The 14,619-nt window shown below is 64.8% G+C and carries 12 protein-coding genes; 8 read left to right on the forward strand and 4 right to left on the reverse strand.

Annotation, left to right across the window (positions count from 1 at the left end):
* Positions 1-58: 58 nt before the first annotated feature.
* The 3 genes from KHC24_RS08705 to KHC24_RS08715 all read left to right on the forward strand — a co-directional run bounded on the left by KHC24_RS08705 (position 59) and on the right by KHC24_RS08715 (position 3,390).
* On the forward strand, positions 59-1,261 hold the full coding sequence (locus tag KHC24_RS08705) for a pyridoxal phosphate-dependent aminotransferase (protein ID WP_271180485.1): 1,203 nt from the start codon (positions 59-61) through the stop codon (positions 1,259-1,261).
* A gap of 151 nt (positions 1,262-1,412) precedes the next feature.
* A complete protein-coding gene (locus KHC24_RS08710) occupies positions 1,413-2,321 on the forward strand; it encodes a sugar kinase (RefSeq protein WP_213362606.1) in 909 nt (302 codons plus the stop codon).
* Positions 2,322-2,502: 181 nt separating this feature from the next.
* The gene (locus KHC24_RS08715) at positions 2,503-3,390 is read left to right on the forward strand and encodes a cation diffusion facilitator family transporter (RefSeq protein ID WP_213362608.1); all 888 of its coding nucleotides are present in this window, start codon (positions 2,503-2,505) and stop codon (positions 3,388-3,390) included.
* Between the two features lie 45 nt (positions 3,391-3,435).
* Here the strand turns inward: KHC24_RS08715 and KHC24_RS08720 are convergent, their stop codons facing one another.
* On the reverse strand, positions 3,436-4,659 hold the full coding sequence (locus KHC24_RS08720) for a lytic murein transglycosylase (RefSeq protein ID WP_246546417.1): 1,224 nt from the start codon (positions 4,657-4,659) through the stop codon (positions 3,436-3,438).
* Between the two features lie 231 nt (positions 4,660-4,890).
* Between KHC24_RS08720 and KHC24_RS08725 the strand changes: the two genes are divergently transcribed.
* A complete protein-coding gene (locus KHC24_RS08725; protein ID WP_213362612.1) occupies positions 4,891-5,334 on the forward strand; it encodes an NUDIX hydrolase in 444 nt (147 codons plus the stop codon).
* A gap of 148 nt (positions 5,335-5,482) precedes the next feature.
* On the opposite strand, the gene oxlT (KHC24_RS08730) is transcribed toward KHC24_RS08725, so the two are convergent.
* The 3 genes from oxlT (KHC24_RS08730) to KHC24_RS08740 all read right to left on the reverse strand — a co-directional run bounded on the left by oxlT (KHC24_RS08730) (position 5,483) and on the right by KHC24_RS08740 (position 9,400).
* Positions 5,483-6,802: an oxalate/formate MFS antiporter gene (gene oxlT, locus KHC24_RS08730; RefSeq protein WP_213362614.1), complete on the reverse strand. Its 1,320-nt coding sequence runs from the start codon at positions 6,800-6,802 to the stop codon at positions 5,483-5,485.
* 875 nt (positions 6,803-7,677) lie between these two features.
* Positions 7,678-8,976 (reverse strand): oxalate/formate MFS antiporter, encoded by a 1,299-nt coding sequence (gene oxlT, locus KHC24_RS08735; protein WP_213362621.1) that lies wholly within the window; start codon positions 8,974-8,976, stop codon positions 7,678-7,680.
* Positions 8,977-9,094: 118 nt separating this feature from the next.
* Complete coding sequence (locus KHC24_RS08740) at positions 9,095-9,400, reverse strand: hypothetical protein (protein WP_213362623.1); 306 nt, start codon at positions 9,398-9,400, stop codon at positions 9,095-9,097.
* A 22-nt stretch (positions 9,401-9,422) separates the two neighbouring features.
* Between KHC24_RS08740 and KHC24_RS08745 the strand changes: the two genes are divergently transcribed.
* The 4 genes from KHC24_RS08745 (at position 9,423) to frc (ending at position 14,587) form a co-directional block, all read left to right on the forward strand.
* Positions 9,423-10,124, forward strand: a complete 702-nt coding sequence (locus KHC24_RS08745) for a GntR family transcriptional regulator (RefSeq protein WP_213362625.1) — start codon at positions 9,423-9,425, stop codon at positions 10,122-10,124.
* 359 nt (positions 10,125-10,483) lie between these two features.
* A complete protein-coding gene (locus KHC24_RS08750) occupies positions 10,484-11,209 on the forward strand; it encodes a GntR family transcriptional regulator (RefSeq protein ID WP_213362632.1) in 726 nt (241 codons plus the stop codon).
* A gap of 260 nt (positions 11,210-11,469) precedes the next feature.
* Positions 11,470-13,212: an oxalyl-CoA decarboxylase gene (gene oxc, locus KHC24_RS08755; RefSeq protein WP_213362646.1), complete on the forward strand. Its 1,743-nt coding sequence runs from the start codon at positions 11,470-11,472 to the stop codon at positions 13,210-13,212.
* Positions 13,213-13,309: 97 nt separating this feature from the next.
* Positions 13,310-14,587: a formyl-CoA transferase gene (gene frc, locus KHC24_RS08760; RefSeq protein WP_213362658.1), complete on the forward strand. Its 1,278-nt coding sequence runs from the start codon at positions 13,310-13,312 to the stop codon at positions 14,585-14,587.
* Positions 14,588-14,619: the final 32 nt, after the last annotated feature.

Genomic DNA, 14,619 nt, shown 5'->3' on the forward strand with positions numbered 1-14,619 from the left:
AACTACAAGCAATTTGCAGTCGACCTGCCTCAGATCAACGCCAACATAGAAGAAGCCCGTGACATTGCTCGCTTCCCCCATCCGTCCCGTGCCGGCTTTCGAACGCATCGGCGAGGAGAACGCATTCGCCGTGCTCGCCCGTGCGGCGGCGCTCGCCGGTGAGGGACGCGACATCGTCAATCTCGGCATCGGCCAGCCGGATTTCCGCACGCCGGAACACATCGTGGAAGCCGCGATCAAGGCATTGCGCGATGGCGAGCACGGCTACACGCCGTCCATCGGCATCGCGCCGCTGCGCGAGGCGGTCGCCGCCGACATCCACCGCCGCCATGGCACGCAGATCGATCCCGGCCGGGTGGTCATCGTGCCCGGTGGCAAGGTGACGATGTTCGCCGCCATACTGATGCTCGGCGAGCCGGGCGTGGAGATCCTGTATCCCGATCCCGGCTTCCCGATCTATCGCTCGATGATCGAATTCACCGGCGCCACCCCGGTTCCGGTGCCGATCCGCGAGGAGAACGGCTTTGCCTTCTCGGCGGAAGAGACGCTGGCGCTGATCACGCCGAAGACTCGGCTGCTCATCCTCAATTCGCCCGCCAATCCCACCGGCGGCGTCACCCCGAAGGCGGAGATCGACGCCTTGGTCGCCGGGCTGGAGCGACACCCGCATGTCGCCATCCTGTCGGACGAGATCTACGACCAGTTCCTGTTCGACGGCGAAGCGCATACCACCCTGCTCGCCTATCCCGAGATCCGCAACCGGCTGATCCTGCTCAATGGCTGGTCCAAGACCTATGCGATGACCGGCTGGCGCATGGGGTGGGCCTTGTGGCCGCCGGCGCTGTTCGAGGCGGTGCGCAAGCTCAGCGTCAATGCCTGGTCCTGCGTCAACGCCCCCGCCCAGTTCGGCGCGCTCGCCGCCCTCACCGGCCCGCAGGACTGCGTTGCCGCCATGGTGGCCGAGTTCGACACCCGTCGAAAGCTCGTGGTCGACGGCCTCAACGCCCTGCCGGGGGTTCGCTGCGCCACGCCGAAGGGCGCCTTCTATGCCTTCCCCAACATATCGGGCACCGGTTGGAGCTCGGCGAAGGCGCTGGCCAACGCGCTGCTGGAAACCGCCGGTGTCGCTACCATTGGCGGGCCGGATTTCGGCGTGCACGGCGAAGGCTATATCCGTCTCTCCTATGCCAATTCGGCGGAGAACATCAGGCGGGCGCTGGAGCGGATGGGCGACTTCCTGCTGTCGGCGCGGGCGGCCTGAGCCGCCGGCAAGGCCTGCGAACCGAAAGGGACGCGGGGGGCGACAATGGTCGTCGCGCCGCCCCGTGGGTTGCCGCAGCCGCCGAATGAGGCGAACCTGCGCGCGAATCTCGAGGGCGCCGGCATCGCGCCCGTAGCAGCAGGAGAAGCCCATGGCGAAGGTTGTTTCGATCGGCGAGGTCATGGTCGAGTTCTCCCGCGGCGCCGACGGGCGCTATGGGCTGGGCATTGGCGGCGATACGTTCAACACCGCCGTCTATCTCGCCCGCGCCGGCGTCGAGGTCGCCTATGCCACCGCGCTGGGCGACGACCGCTATTCCGACCAGATCGCCGCTGCCGCCGAGGCGGAGAACATCGGCACCGACCAGATTTTGCGTGCGCCCGGCCGCGTGCCCGGTCTGTATGTGATCGACACCGACGCCTTCGGCGAGCGCACCTTCAGCTATTGGCGCGATAATGCCCCGGCGCGCGAGCTGTTCGAATTGCCGGGCTGGGAGCGCATCGCCGAGGCGATCATCGAGGCGCAGGTGATCTATCTCTCCGGCATCACCCTCTCGATCTATTCCAACACCGGCCTCGGCCGGCTGCTGGCGACCCTCGAATTCGCCCGCGAACGCGGCGCCAAGGTGGTGTTCGACGGCAACTACCGCCCGCGTAACTGGGGCGGCGACGTCGCCCGCGCGCGCACCGTCTACGCCCAGGCACTGAAGCGCTCCACCCTCGCCCTGCCCACCTTCGAGGACGAGGCGCTTTTGTGGAATGACGGCTCGCCCGCCGCCACCGCCGAACGCCTCGCCACCTTCGGCGTCGGCGAGATCGTGGTGAAGAACGGCGCCGAGGGTGCGCTGGTGGTCTCGAACGGCACCTCGCAACTGGTCGCCATTCCCGAGCCGGTGACACCGGTCGACACCACCGCCGCCGGCGACAGTTTCAACGCCGCCTATCTCGCCGCACGGCTGGAGGGCAAGCCGCCGCTCCTGGCGGCGGAGGCCGGACATGCGCTGGCTGGCCGCGTCATCCAGCATCGCGGTGCCATCCTGCCGCGCACCGCCCATGCCTGACACGCCCCTGTGACGGCGAAAGCCGAGGCGCCATCGGGCACAAGCCCGTCACATGACAGCGGCGCAGGTTGCGAACGCTCCTGCGAACCAGTTGCAAACCCTTGACGTGGCTTGATTTTCGCATCCCGACTGTCTAATCGGACGACCCCGGCGCGCGGCGCCATCGGAGCGGAATGGGCGGATGGAACGGTCCTTGCGGCTGGCGACCGGTAGTGTGGCCGTCAGCATCGTGGTGCTGGCGCTGAAATATATCGCCTACCGGCTGACCGGCAGCATCGCGCTCTACTCCGATGCGCTGGAGAGCCTCGTCAATGTCAGCACCGCCGCCGCGGCGCTGATTGCGCTCAAGGTCAGCGCCCGCCCGGCCGATGCCGCCCATCCCTATGGCTATGCCAAGGCGGAGTATTTCTCCGCCGTCATCGTGGGCGTGCTCATCGTCGTGGCCGCGCTGTCGATCTTCCGCGAGGTGTATTTCGCCTGGCAGGAGCCGCATGTGCTCGATCTGTCGCTCGACGGCCTCGGCGCCAATGCGCTGGCGGGCGTCATCAACGCGGCGTGGTGCTGGGTGCTGCTGCGGGAGGGCCGGAGCCTGCGCTCGCCAGCGCTGGTCGCCGACGGCAAGCATCTGCTGACCGACGTCGTCTCCTCCGCTGCCGTGCTCGCCGGCATCGCCCTCGCCATGGCCACCGGCTATGAGAAGGCCGACCTCGTCCTCGCCGCGCTGGTAGCGGTGAACATTCTGTGGTCCGGCTATGGCGTGCTGAAGGAGAGCATTGGCGGGTTGATGGACCAGGCGGTGCCGGGCGAGACGCTGGCGCGCATCCGTTCCCGCATCGCCGAGGAGGCGGTCGGCGCCATCGAGGCGCACGACCTGCGCACCCGGCAGGCCGGCCGGCTCACTTTCGTCGACTTCCATCTGGTGGTGCCCGGCGAGATGCCGGTGAGCCAGGCGCACGCCATTTGCGACCGCATCGAGGAGGCGCTGCGCAGCGAGGTGCACGACCTCTTCGTCAACATCCATGTGGAACCGGAGGCCAAGGCCAAGCACGCCGGCATCCCGGTGCTGTGAACGTGGCGATCCGGCGCGCCCGGCGGACGGGCTCGCCTGCCGGGATCAGCGCCCGGCCCTTAGCGCCGCGAGCAGTTCCGGCGTTGGGTAGGAATCAGCCGGCAGGCCGAGCCGAATCTGCTCGACCTTCACTGCCTGTCGGGTCGCGGCCCCGGTAATGCCATCGACCCGCCCGACATGATGGCCCCGCGCATTCAGCAGCCGTTGCAGCTCCACCACTTGCGCTTGCGACAGTATCGGGATCGCTTTGCCTTGCCCGCGATTGAACGCCGGCGCACCGGTGACGCGGGTGGCGAGATAGGCGGCCGAGGTGGCGTAGGTCAGCGAATTGTTCCACTCGGTGAAGACGTTGAAATTGGGATAGGCGAGGAAGGCCGGCCCCAGCCGACCCATCGGCAGCAGCACCGAGGCCGGCAAATTGTCCGATGGCAGCGCCGAGCCATTCGCCCGTACCACGCCGAAGCGCGCCCATTGCGCACGCGGCAGTTTGGTCGACAGGTCGGTCTGATCCCAGGGCAGATTGGGCGGCAAGCGTACCTCCTCCAGCCAGGGTTGGCCTCGCTGCCAGCCGAGTGCCTTGATGTAATTGGCCGCCGAAGCCAGCGCGTCCGGCGCCGAGCGGATGAGGTCGATGCGCCCGTCGCCATCCTCGTCGACGCCGTAGTTCAGATAGTGGTCGGGCAGGAACTGGAACTGCCCGAGTTCGCCGGCCCACGGCCCCCGCATGGTCTGCGGCGTGAGGTCGCCTCGGTCGATGATCTTCAGCGCCGCCATGAGCTGGGTACGGAACATCTCCGCCCGCCGGCAGTCCCAGGCCAGCGTCGCGATCGAGCGCAGGCTCGGCTTGTCGCCCATGAAGGCGCCGAAATCGGTCTCCAGCCCCCAGAACGCCACCAGCACCGCGCCCGGCACCCCGAACTGCTGCTCGATGCGGTTGAACAGCGCCTGATTCTTCTGGATCAGCGCCCGCCCCTGCTGGATGCGATAATTCGCCACCATGCGGTCGGAAAACTGGAAGAAGCTTTGCCCAAACACCTTCTGCCCACGGTCGGTGCCGACGATATTGGGATCGTAGGTTACCCCGTTCAGGGCAGCCGCCACGGTACGCGGGGAAACTCCCTGGGCCACCGCCTGCTGCTTGAAATTGGCGAGCCACGCGTCGAAGCCGGCGCCGTTGTTGCCGCAACTCGCCTGCGCCAGAGCCGCGGGCGGAAGGGCGATCGGCGCCACCGCCATCGTGGCCAGGACCGCGATTCGGAGACGGTTCATCAGTTTCTTGCGCATGGGTGCCCTCGGGGATGGTCGGTGGGTCAGATCGTCGAATCGCCGGATTAAAGGCGAGACATCGACGACACGACAAGGAATGCTAGCAACTCCGCCGGCCGTTGGCAGCCTTTGCAGGCGCATCGCCAGCGCCGGCAGCCGGACCGATTCGAAGCGATCATGTCCATGGCGCCCGCCGAAGCCGCCCTGTTGATCTCATGCGAGGCACAATACGTCATGTCCCTGTCCAACACCGGCATACGCCCCGTCGCCGCCGTGCTCGCCGTCGTCATCCGCGACGAACGCATCCTGCTGGTGCGCCGCGCCAATCCGCCGGACCAGGGCCGCTGGGGCTATCCGGGCGGGCGGATCGAATGGGGCGAGGCAGTTCATGCGGCGGCGCTTCGCGAACTGGCGGAGGAGACCGGGATTGCGGCGGATTCGCCGGAGCTGATCGACGTGCTCGACTTCATCGAGGCGGATCCGGCCGGCACCCTCGCCCATCATTTCGCGATGATCGCCGTGGCCTGCCGCTGGTTGTCCGGTGAGGGCGAAGCCGCCGACGACGCGCTGGAAACCGGCTGGTTCACCCTCGCCGACGTTATCGGCATGGGTCGCGCCGCCAGCGACAAGGTCGAGGCCATCGCACGTCGGGCGCGCGGACTGCCACCGGCAGGCTGACGCGGCATCGGAGGCCGGCGAAGCGAGCGGAGGCCAACAAAACGGCCGGAGGCGAATGAAATGAAAAGGGCCTCCCGAAGGAGGCCCTTTCCTTGTTGCAGGTGCAGGCAGGGAGGACCGCCAGGCGGCCTCCAACCTCCGGCACGGATCAGGCGTGCGCCGAGGCCGTACCCGCGCTCGCCGCCGAACCGGGAATGGTCGACTTGGCGACATGGTTCGCCAGCGTCTTCGGCAGCAGCGTGACCGCGAGGAAGGCGGCGAACAGGTCCATGGCGGCCACGGTGTAGAGCACGCTCGACCAGGTGCCGGTGGCTTCCATCAGCAGGTTGCCGACCGGCACGAACAGCGCACCGATACCCTTGGCGCAGTAGAGCACGCCGTAGATCTTGCCGATGTGCTTGGTGCCGAAGGCGTCGCCGGCCAGCGCCGAGAACAGCGAGTAGACTTCGCCCCAGGCCAGGAACACCACGCCGGACAGGATCAGGAACGCCCACGGATTGTGGCCGAAATAGCCGAGCGCGATGATGCCGAAGCCCTCGAGGGTGAAGGCGATCACCATGGTCTTCTCACGGCCGATATGGTCGGAGATCCAGCCGAACATCGGACGCGAGATGCCGTTCATGATGCGGTCAAGCATCAGCGCCAGCGGCAGGGCAGCCATGGTGAAGAAGTACAGGTTGACCTTGAACTCCTTCACGCCGAGGTCCTGCGCGATGACGCCGAGCTGGGCGACCGCCATCATGCCGCCGGTGACGACGCAGGTGAACATCAGCAGCATCAGCCAGAACAGCTTGGTGTTCAGCGCTTCCTTGAGGGTGTAGTCGCGACGGCTCTGGTTGAGCTTGTCGGATGCCTTGACCTGGCCGGCCTTCGGCGACTGGAGGAACCAGGCGGCGACGAAGGCGAGACCACCCTGCAGCAGGCCGAAGAAGAAGAAGGTCTCCTGGAAGCCCGCGGTCTCGATCATCGAAGCGATCGGCAGAATGGTGGCGGCCGAACCGGCACCGAAGCCACCCGCGGTGAGGCCGACGGCGAGGCCGCGGCGATCCGGGAACCACTTCAGGGCATTGTTGATACAGGTGGCGTAGATGCAGCCGACGCCGATGCCGCCCACGGCCGCGCCGACATAGAAGCCCGTCAGGCTGGCGGCCTGCGAATTGAGCACCCAGGCGGTGCCGATCATGATCGCGCCGAACGCGACCATCACGCGCGGGCCGAACTTGTCGATGAAGTAACCTTCGATCGGCGCCAGCCAGGTCTGCACCAGCACGAAGATGGTGAAGGCGATCTGGATCGAGGCGCGCTCCCAGCCGAAGGTCTCCTGGATTTCAGGAACGAACAGCGTCCACGCGTACTGGATGTTGGCGGTCGCCACCATGCAGACGATGCCGACGATCAGCTGGAGCCAGCGCCTGCCTTCGGAAAAATCCTTACCCGGCCCGAGGGCCGCAGTGGTTGGGGTAGCCATGAAATTCTCCTTGAACGATTTTTTCCGCCTCGGGGTCCGGCAGGCGCCGGCCTTGCTGTTTTTGGACGCCTCGCCGCGCAACGGCCGAGACGACGGCTTCAGTCAAATCGCCCGCCGGACGGAGCCGCCCGGGCGTCGATTGATTTTCAAAAGGTGGCGAGATGCCGGGATAGGCGCCGGCTCACCCCAGCGTCGAGTGACGACGCGAGGTACCGAGCGGACGATGGGGCGCCATTGTTGTGGACATGCCCATTGACGTTCTCCTCTCCCGAATGAACTCGCCGTTGACCGGCTTTGCGGTCGCTCCGTTTGACAACGGGCGCCAGCTTTTCTGCTTGGCCGCGGGTGACGTTTCCATCTCCCACGGCGACCGCCTCATGTGCGGATTGGCCTTTTCGGGTGGCGGCCTCCTCGCCCTGACGCAATGGCCGCGAGAGGCTCTCGCCGCGTCTTACGCAAGGTATCGGATCCGACCCGTTAAGGACGCATCCTAATCCACAATATTATGTATGCCAATCGCCTTTTCACACTTATGTCGCACGTCTAAATTTCGCTACACCTGAGATATATTTATAAATTTAAAGAATGATACAGACAATTAATTTTATATACTGACAATTAAACTTAATCATATTTAAGTATACATAAAATAATTATCAAACACTTTAGGTCATTTTAACTTAATTACACGAAAGTCTAAACTGAAACGCAACGTCACACATCCCGACAATCCGGCGATATAAGGCTCAAATCAACCGGAACCTCTCCTGAGGTAAACTTGGAATCATTCGCAAAAAGCGCATTCATCAGCACAAACAAAAAGGGCGCACCTCGCGGTGCGCCCTCGAAAGAACCGAAAAATCGGTGGCTGCCGGTCACTCGGCGGCGATGGCATTCAGCTTGGCGTGCTTGGCGCGCTCGGCATGGGCGCGGCGCAGCGGCTTCAGGATCAGCAGCGCCATGATGGCGGCGATGATGTTGAGCGCGGCGGCCGAAACGAACACCGCGTGCCAGCTGCCCGTCATGGTGGTCAGGATGCTGGTGAACGGGACGATCAGCGCCGCGGTGCCCTTGGCAGTGTAGAGCAGGCCGGCATTGGTGGTGGCGAACTTGGTACCGAAGGCATCGCCGCACATCGCCGGGAACAGCGAGTAGATCTCACCCCAGGCGAAGAAAACGAGGCCGGTCAGGATCACGAACAGCACCGGATTGGAGCCGAACACGCTCAGCGCGTAGATGCCGACACCCTCGATGGCAAAAGCGAGGAACATGGTGTTCTCGCGGCCGATATGATCCGACACCCAGCCGAAGAACGGACGGGTCAGGCCGTTCAGCACGCGGTCGATGGCGGCGGCGAAGGTGAGCGCAGGCAGGGTGATTCCGATCAGGCTAACCGGGATGTCCGCGATGCCGAAATCCTTGGCGATCGGGCCGAGCTGTGCGGTGGCCATCAGGCCGCCGGCGGCCATCATGACGAACATCGCGTACATCACCCAGAACAGCGGGGTGGTGAGCATCTCCTTGGGAGAGAAGTCGCGGGCGCTCTGGGCGACCTTGGAGGCGACGTTCACCGCGAAGGCAGCGATCTGCTCCTTCTTTGGCGCGATCAGGAACAGGGCGAGCACGGTGATGACGATGCCCTGGCCGATGCCGAAATAGAGGAACGCCGCCTCGTAGCCCTGATTCTTGATCATGTTCTGGATCGGAATCACGGTCAGCGCCGAGCCGGCGCCGAAGCCGGCGGCGGTGATGCCGGCTGCAAGGCCGCGGCGATCCGGGAACCACTTCAGCGAGTTGCCGACGCAGGTGCCGTAAACCGCGCCGGCGCCAATGCCGCCAACCGCCGCGCCGATGTAGAGCATGGTCAGCGTGTCCGCATAGGCGTTCAGAATCCAGGCGAGGCCGCACATGATGCCGCCGAACAGCACCACGATGCGCGGGCCGTACTTGTCGACGAACCAGCCCTCGACCGGCACCAGCCAGGTCTCGGTGACGATGAAGATGGAGAACGCGACCTGAATCGCCGCGCGATCCCAGCCGTGACGCTCCTGGATCGGGTTCACGAAGAACGTCCAGCCGTACTGCATGTTGGCGATCATGCACATGCAGATCACGCCGAACACCAGCTGCAGCCAGCGCGTCTTATTCACAGATGACGTAACGGGAGTTGTCATGGCTTCCTCGAACGTTTCCAAACGTAATAACTCGACTGAACGTCGTATTGCTTTTGATTGCTTCCGTATCGTCAGGGTGCCAGGCGCCGCCTGACCTTCCGGATCGGAAGCATGTATACTACGGATTTTTTAATATGCAAAATTTTGCATACCAGAAATGCGTAAAAATTTCTCTGGGTAATGACGCAACGTAACATTCCCCAGCGTAATTACTTAACGTCAACTTGAAATGAAATACGCCTCGATGCGCGCCCGGCTGGCGAACACCGCCGGCAGCAGCGGCCGCACCGGCGGCGAAGGTGAGGATTGCATCCGTGGTCTGTGGTATACGATGATCCAGCGTGACCGGTGTTTCTGGAGGATTCGCGCGCGTGCCGATGGCCTCGCCGCCGCCGGCGCTCCGTTCCGCCAGGAACGGCGGCATAATCGTAGACGAGGGAACAGCCGTGGACGCCGCCGATACTCAAGCTCGCCTCAACATCGCGCCCCTCGCCGCCAATACTAGCCTGCGCGCCCTTGCCTATGACGCCATCAAGAAGGCGATCACCGAGATGGACCTGTACGGGCAGGACAACGAGATCCGGCTCGACGAGCGGCAGTTGTCGCAGGACCTCGGGGTCAGCCGCACGCCGATCCGCGAAGCGCTCACCGTATTGGAGCAGGAAGGCTTCGTCCGCTCGGTGCCGCGGCGCGGCATCTTCGTGGTGCGCAAGTCGAAGCGCGAGATCATCGACATGATCATCGTCTGGGCGGCGCTGGAGAGCATGGCCGCCCGCCTCGCCGCCACCCGCGCCAATGACCGCGACCTCGCCGAGCTGCGGGAGATGTTCCACGATTTCGACGCCGAGGCGCCGGCCGACCACGTCACGGAATATTCCGACGCCAATATCCGCTTCCACCAGACCATCATCCGGCTGTCGGGCTGCGAGATGATCGGCGAGATGACCGAGAACCTGTTCATTCACATCCGCGGCATCCGTGCGGTGTCGATGCGGCAGGAGAATCGCGCCGAACGCTCGCTGCAGGAGCACCGGGCGATCATCGCCGCGCTCGTCGCCCGCGACGCCGACCTCGCCGAGCGGCTGGTGCGCGAGCACACGCTCGGCCTCGCCGCCCATGTGGAAAAGCACGGCAAATTCCTGGCCTGAGAGTCCCGGCCGGCGCCACCCGGCCCGTCTTTCTCCTGCAATCCATGCTGTCTCGACCCCTGCGTGCCGGGCGCGGCGGCGTATGAGCCCTTGGCCCGCCGGCGAACATTTTGCCCCCGTGCGTGGCAAAGTGTTCAGGCGCTCTCGCCATACGCCCTTCGCCGTGGTATATTGCATACGCAACGATGGAACGCAGGATGCCAAGGCCTCATAGAAGGCTGATCCATCAACGATAATCGATGTGGGACGAGAAGCGCCGCGGTCTCCGCGGGTACGGGATCGCCGATTGACATGCTGGTATTTGGTATGCCAAATTTCGAAGAAATCCCCGGCGGGCTCGGCCCGATGAGGATTTTCTCGTGAGTACGAAAGCGGCTTTGAACAAGAGGTGGCAGAGCGGTGACAATGGCCTGGCCATTGAGCGCCTGCCGGCGAAGGAGAGCTTCAAGAGCAGGGCTTATGCCGCTCTGAAGGAAGCCATCACCAACATGAATATCTACGGCTCGGACGAGCCGCTGCTGCTCGATGAGCGAGACATTTCAGAGCGCCTTGGCGCGAGCCGCACGCCGATTCGCGAGGCCGTGGCGATGCTTGAGCAGGAAGGCCTGCTCAAGGCCGTGCCGAGACGGGGTATTTTGGTTGTTCGCCGCACCAAGGCCGAGATGATCGAGATGATCGAGGCCTGGGCGGCACTGGAAAGCATGGCGGCTCGCCTCGCGACTTCTCGCGCAAGCGACGAGGCGATCGCCGAATTGAGGGCCTTTTTCAAGGAGTTCGATTTCAACCGGATCGAGCGCGAGCGGTGTGACGAATATTCGACCGCGAATATCGCGTTCCACCAGGCGCTGATCCGGCTGAGCGGCTCCTCACTTCTCGCAGCGATGACGGACAACCTGTTCTTCCATGTTCGGGCCATCCGCCACCGCACGATCTTCGAGATGGACCGGGCGCAGCGTTCCGCCTCCGACCATCTCGAGATCATCCAGGCAATCGAGGCGCGGGACGCAGACCGCGCCGAGCGTTTGGTCCGTGACCACACGCTCCGGCTGGCGAGGCATGTCGAGAGCCACGTGAACCTTGACTAGAGCGGCGGACCCGCACGGCGCGGTTTGCCGACGGGGCCAGACGACTCGGGACGTGAAGGCATGGGTAGAGATGGAATATGCGCGGCAGGCGTGTCGGCCTTTATGCCGGCCGTCGATCGCCAGCCGAGAGACCGCCGCCGGGGTGGCGCGATCCGTCGGCAATATTCCCTCGCCCCCTGCCTGGCTCCGGGTCCGATGGGTCCGACGTTCTGGTGATGATCTTCAAAAACGGCGCAGACAAGATTCCGGGAGGAAGCAAGATGTCCGCAGTAGCACAGGTTATTGACACGAATTCGGCCATCGAGGCCGAGGTGGAGCTGACGGATGGCTTCCATCTCGTTATCGATGCTCTCAAACTGAACGGCATCGAGACCATTTATGGCGTGCCGGGCATTCCGATTACCGACCTTGGCCGCATGGCGCAGGCCGAGGGCATCCGGGTGATCTCGTTCCGCCACGAGCAGAACGCCGGTAACGCCGCCGCCATCGCCGGCTTCCTCACCAAGAAGCCCGGCATCTGCCTCACCGTCTCGGCGCCCGGCTTCCTGAACGGCTTGACCGCTCTCGCCAACGCGACGACCAACTGCTTCCCGATGATCCTCATCTCCGGCTCGTCCGAGCGCGAGATCGTCGACCTGCAGCAGGGCGACTATGAGGAGATGGACCAGCTCGCCATCGCCAAGCCGCTCTGCAAGGCCGCCTTCCGCGTGCTGCACGCCGAGGATATCGGCATCGGTGTCGCCCGCGCCATCCGCGCGGCGGTGTCCGGCCGTCCCGGCGGCGTCTATCTCGATCTGCCGGCCAAGCTGTTCTCGCAGGTGGTCGATGCCGAGAAGGGCGCCAAGTCGCTGGTGAAGGTCATCGACGCCGCTCCCGACCAGCTGCCCGCCCCGTCCGCGGTCGAGCGCGCCCTCGAGGTACTGAAGTCGGCGAAGAAGCCGCTGATCATCCTCGGCAAGGGCGCCGCCTATGCCCAGGCCGACGAGACCATCCGCGAGTTCATCGAGACCTCCGGCATTCCCTTCCTGCCGATGTCGATGGCCAAGGGCCTGCTGCCCGATACCCATCCGCTGTCGGCCGGCGCCGCCCGTTCGACGGTGCTGAAGGATTCGGACGTCGTCCTGCTCGTCGGCGCCCGCCTCAACTGGCTGCTGTCGCACGGCAAGGGCAAGACCTGGGGCGATGCGCCCAAGAAGTTCATCCAGGTCGACATCGAGCCGAAGGAAATGGACTCCAACGTCGAGATCGTCGCCCCGCTGGTCGGCGATATCGGCTCGGTGGTTTCCGCCCTGCTCGACGGCGTGAAGGCCGGCTGGACGGCTCCTTCCGATGCGTGGATCGGCGAGATCAAGGCGCGCAAGGAAGTGAACATCGCCAAGATGTCGCAGCGCCTGCTCAAGAACTCCACCCCGATGGACTTCCACTCGGCGCTCGGCGCGCTGAAGCAGGTGATCAAGGAGCGTCCCGACGCGATCCTGGTCAATGAGGGCGCCAACACCCTCGACCTCGCCCGTGGCGTCATCGACATGTACCAGCCGCGCAAGCGCCTGGACGTCGGCACCTGGGGCGTGATGGGCATCGGCATGGGCTTCGCCGTCGGCGCGGCGGTGGAGACCGGCAAGCCGGTGCTGGCGGTCGAGGGCGACAGCGCCTTCGGCTTCTCCGGCATGGAAGTCGAAACCATCTGCCGCTACGAGCTGCCGGTCTGCATCGTGGTGTTCAACAATAACGGCATCTATCGCGGCCTCGACACCGACCCGACCGGCCGCGATCCCGGCACCACCGTCTTCGTCAAGGGCTCGCGCTACGACAAGATGATGGAGGCCTTCGGGGGCGTCGGCTACAACGCCACCACCCCGGACGAGTTGAAGCGCTTCGTCGACGAGGCGATGAACTCCGGTCGCCCGACCCTCATCAACGCGGTCATCGACCCGGCGGCCGGCAGCGAGAGCGGCAATATCGGCAGCCTCAATCCGCAGAGCGTCGTCAAGAAGAAGAGCTGATCCGACATTGGCGGGCGGAGACATCTCCGCCCGCCCTTTAACGAAATGAAGCGCACCGGCGCAAACGTCGGGCACCACACTTTCGAGAGGAAACCCCATGAGCAAGGCGCTGGACGGAGTCCGTATCCTAGATTTCACCCATGTTCAGTCCGGCCCGACCTGCACCCAGCTCCTGGCCTGGTTCGGCGCCGACGTGATCAAGGTGGAACGCCCCGGCGAGGGCGATGTCACGCGGGCGCAGCTCCGCGATGTCCCGAACGCGGACAGCCTCTATTTCACCATGCTGAACTCGAACAAGCGGTCGATCACGCTCGACACCAAGAATCCCGAGGGCAAGAAGATCCTCGAGGAACTGGTGAAGATCTGCGACGTCATGGTCGAGAATTTCGCCCCCGGCGCGCTCGACCGCATGGGCTTCACCTGGGAGCGCATCCAGGAGCTCAACCCGCGCATCATCCTCGCCTCGGTGAAGGGCTTCGGCCCCGGCCCGTTCGAAGACTGCAAGGTCTATGAGAACGTCGCCCAGTGCACCGGCGGCTCCGCCTCCACCACCGGCTTCCGCGACGGCCTGCCGCTGGTCACCGCAGCGCAGATCGGCGATTCCGGCACCGGGCTGCATCTCGCCCTCGGCATCGTCACCGCGCTCTACCAGCGCACCCTGACCGGCCGCGGCCAGAAGGTGCTGTGCGCCATGCAGGATTCGGTGCTGAACCTGTGCCGCGTCAAGCTGCGCGACCAGCAGCGCCTCGAGCGTGGCCCGCTGCGCGAATACAGCCAGTTCGGCGAGGGCATTCCCTTCGGCGACGCGGTGCCGCGCGCGGGCAATGATTCCGGCGGCGGCCAGCCGGGCCGCATCCTGCGCTGCAAGGGTTGGGAGACCGATCCCAACGCCTATATCTATTTCATCACCCAGGCGCCGGTCTGGGCCAAGATCTGCGATGTCATCCACGAGCCCGAGTGGAAGACCGATCCCAACTATGCGACGCCGGCCGCCCGCCTGCCGCATCTCAACGAGATCTTCACCCGCGTCGAAGCGTGGACCATGGCCCACACCAAGTTCGAGGCGATGGAGATCCTCAATAAATACGACATTCCCTGCGGCCCGGTGCTCTCCATGAAGGAGATCGCCGAGGACCGGTCGCTCTACGAGACCGGTACGCTGGTGGAGGTCGATCACCCGACGCGTGGCGCCTATCTGACCGTCGGCAACCCGATCAAGCTGTCGGACAACGACGTGCCGGTGGAGCGCTCGCCGCTGCTTGGCGAACACACCGAAGAAATCCTGGCGCAGGTGCTCGGTTTCGGCATCGACCGCATCGACGCCGTCAAGGCATCGGGCGCGGTGGGCGAGCCGGTGCGGCAGGCCGCCGAATAGGCGCAGACGGATTTGCGCGGAGCTCCCCGGCT

The organism is Ancylobacter defluvii, from assembly GCF_018390605.1.
Lineage (GTDB): Bacteria > Pseudomonadota > Alphaproteobacteria > Rhizobiales > Xanthobacteraceae > Ancylobacter > Ancylobacter defluvii.